Below are 2,847 nucleotides of genomic sequence, written 5' to 3' on the forward strand. Positions count from 1 at the left end.
GTCGCCGTCTCATCCGAGGGGCCGGGGGCGTCCAGGGGCCCGGCGGCCCAGCCCGGTCTGACGGGGGTCGACGCCGAGGGCCTGGTGTCCTCGCTGCCCTCGCACCGCGCCGAGAACACCTCGCTGAACACCATGACGTTCATGCTGCTGGCGGTCACCGCGCTGGTCGTGGGAGCGTTCTTCGCTGTCTGGGGCCTGCAGCGCCGCCGTGACGTCGCGGTGCTCAAGGCCCTGGGTGCGTCCACCGCCGCGGTGGTGCGCGACTCCGTCGGCCAGGCGGCGATCGTCCTGGTGGTGGGCATCGGAGGCGGCGTGGGGATCGCCGCGCTGTTCGGGGTGGTGGCGCCAGGGGCGGTGCCCTACGTCGTCTCGCCCGCCACCACCGTGCTCCCCGCCCTCCTCCTGGCGGTCCTCGGGCTGGCCGGAGCCGCCGTCTCTCTGCGCCCCGTCGTCTCCGCGGACCCGTCCACCGCCCTCGGTGCGCTCCGGTGATCCGGAGCCCCCACCGCGACGGCGCGACCTCGTCGTCACACCCTCTACCTCTCCAGGAGAACCCCATGTCCCATGCCACCGTTCACGGTGCCGCTGGCCTCGACCCCACCGCGACCGCCGGGGTGCGGATGGAGGACGTCGTCCTGACCTACCCCGACGGCGACGGCCGGCTCACCGCCGTGGACCGCGTCTCGTGCGGGATCGACCGCGGCCGCAGTCTCGCGGTGACCGGGCCCTCCGGCTCGGGCAAGTCCAGTCTGCTGGCCGCCGCGGCCACGCTCACCCCGCCGGATTCCGGTCACGTGTGGTTGGCGACCCGCGACGGCGAGGTGGACCTGGCGGCGGTGAGTGCCCGCCGGGCGGCCGAGCTGCGCCGGACGGAGATAGGCATCGTCTTCCAACAGTCCAACCTGGTCGAGTCCCTCACCGCGCGCGAGCAACTCGAGGCCATGGCCTGGCTCGGGGGACGGCCGTCGCGTGCGCGCCGGACGGCGGTGCGGGTGCGAGCCGACGAACTCCTGGACAGGGTTGGCCTGGGGCCGATGGCCGATCGGTCCGTGGGAGCCCTGTCGGGAGGGCAGCGCCAGCGGGTGGCCGTCGCACGAGCGCTGGTCCACGGTCCGTCGATGCTCCTGGCGGACGAGCCGACCAGTGCGCTGGACTCGGAATCGGGCGCCGTCGTGATGGACCTGCTCCTGGGCACGGCGCGGGAGTTCGACGTGGCGCTGATGCTGGTCACGCACGACGAGGGGGTGGCGGCGCGATGTGACGCACGCATACACCTGGTGGACGGTGCGGTCCGGTTCGGCTAGGTGCAACAGTTCGGGTCGAGCGCGGCGCGCAGGGCGTCGATCGCGGACCCGCGGGCACGGTGGAACACGCTCATCCCGCGCCGCTCCGACTCGATCATCCCGGCCTCGCGGAGCCGGCCCAGGTGATGGGAGGTGGTCGACTCCGCGACGCCGGTCGCGGCGGACAGATCTCCGGTGCGGACCTCGCCGTCGTCACTGGTGAGAAGGAGCGACAGCAGTCGGATCCGGACCGGGTCGGCGAGGGCCTTGAGACGCAGCGCGATCTCCACGGCGTCCTCGTGGCCGATCGGCCCCGCCGATACGGGCGCGCAGCAGACCGGCGAGCTGACGTCGAGGAGGGGCAGGGCCTTGGGCATGTCCGCGAGTCTAACCCAGCTTCTTGACGAATATCGAAAAGGCTGCTTGCCTGGGCGGTGCAACAATTTCGATATACATCTCAGTGGTGGAGGTTCCGACCATGTCCCGTGTGCAACTCGCCCTCAACGTCGACGACGTCGACGAGGCCGTCCGGTTCTACTCGACGCTGCTGCGCGTCGAGCCAGCCAAGCGCAAGCCCGGCTACGCCAACTTCGTGGTGGAGCAGCCGCCCCTCAAGCTGGTCCTGCTCGAGAACCCGGGCCAGGGAGGCTCGCTCAACCACTTGGGCGTCGAGGTCGAGTCCAGCGAGCAGGTCCACGGCGAGATCGCGCGACTGACCGACGCCGGCCTGTTCACCGACGAGGAGATCGGCACGACCTGCTGCTTCGCCACCCAGGACAAGGTGTGGGTCACCGGCCCGGGAGGCGAGCGGTGGGAGATCTACGCGGTCCTGGCCGACTCGGAGACGTTCGGGACGTCGCCGGTGGTGGGTGACACCACCAGGAACGACGACGACGAGGCCGGCGCCGATTCCGAGGGTGGCGCCTGCTGCGCGTGAGCGGCCGGAGGGTGCGCCCGACCGCGTCGACGACACCCGCGAGGGTGGCATGGCACGGGCCCGGGCCCGGGCGCACCTAGACTGGTTCGCGGCCGTCGGCCGGTTGCTCGACGTCCCGTGATCAAAGGAAAGGCCACACCATGCTCTCCCGCATCGACCTGCGCGGTCGCACCCTCGGTACCGCCGAGCTGCGTCGCACACTCCCGCGAGGCGCCGCCGACGTCGACTCCGTCGTCGGCACCGTCCGCCCGGTGGTCGAGGCGGTCCGGGAGCACGGGGCCTTAGCCGCGCTCGGCTACGGCGAGAAGTTCGACCGGGTGCGGCCCGCCTCGGTGCGGGTCCCCGCCGAGGTCATCACCGAGGCCGGCGAGGCCCTCGACCCTGACGTGCGCGCGGCCCTGGTCGAGGCCATCCGCCGCGCGAGGATCGTCCACTCCGCCCAGCGGCGCTCGGACACCGTGACCGAGGTCGCCGCCGGCGGCTTCGTCACCGAGAAGTGGGTCCCCGTCGAGCGGGTGGGCCTCTACGTTCCCGGCGGCAAGGCCGTGTACCCGTCGAGCGTCATCATGAACGTCGTGCCGGCACAGGTCGCGGGGGTCGGTTCCCTCGTGGTGGCCTCCCCGCCCC

5 protein-coding genes are annotated in these 2,847 nt (G+C 72.2%); 4 read left to right on the forward strand and 1 reads right to left on the reverse strand.

The window, feature by feature from the left end:
• The coding region (locus IY392_RS10745) for an FtsX-like permease family protein (RefSeq protein ID WP_309234149.1) at positions 1-492 on the forward strand (492 nt) is incomplete at its 5' end.
• 65 nt (positions 493-557) lie between these two features.
• On the forward strand, positions 558-1,304 hold the full coding sequence (locus IY392_RS10750; protein ID WP_194861204.1) for an ABC transporter ATP-binding protein: 747 nt from the start codon (positions 558-560) through the stop codon (positions 1,302-1,304).
• On the opposite strand, the gene IY392_RS10755 is transcribed toward IY392_RS10750, so the two are convergent.
• Positions 1,301-1,660: an Rv2640c family ArsR-like transcriptional regulator gene (locus tag IY392_RS10755; RefSeq protein WP_107756278.1), complete on the reverse strand. Its 360-nt coding sequence runs from the start codon at positions 1,658-1,660 to the stop codon at positions 1,301-1,303. The genes IY392_RS10750 and IY392_RS10755 overlap by 4 nt on opposite strands.
• A gap of 101 nt (positions 1,661-1,761) precedes the next feature.
• Here IY392_RS10755 and IY392_RS10760 point away from each other — a divergent pair, with 101 nt between their 5' ends.
• A complete protein-coding gene (locus tag IY392_RS10760) occupies positions 1,762-2,220 on the forward strand; it encodes an ArsI/CadI family heavy metal resistance metalloenzyme (protein WP_194861205.1) in 459 nt (152 codons plus the stop codon).
• Positions 2,221-2,360: 140 nt separating this feature from the next.
• On the forward strand, positions 2,361-2,847 hold a 487-nt coding region (locus IY392_RS10765; RefSeq protein ID WP_194861206.1), incomplete at its 3' end, for a histidinol dehydrogenase.

This window comes from Dietzia sp. SYD-A1, assembly GCF_015356725.1.
In the GTDB taxonomy this organism is placed as follows: Bacteria; Actinomycetota; Actinomycetes; order Mycobacteriales; family Mycobacteriaceae; genus Dietzia.

Bases quoted from the DNA above. Each gene is read 5' to 3' on its own strand.
- IY392_RS10755 (WP_107756278.1), bottom strand. From the start codon at position 1,660: ATGCCCAAGGCCCTGCCCCTCCTCGACGTCAGCTCGCCGGTCTGCTGC.
- IY392_RS10760 (WP_194861205.1), top strand. From the start codon at position 1,762: ATGTCCCGTGTGCAACTCGCCCTCAACGTCGACGACGTCGACGAGGCC.
- IY392_RS10750 (WP_194861204.1), top strand. From the start codon at position 558: ATGTCCCATGCCACCGTTCACGGTGCCGCTGGCCTCGACCCCACCGCG.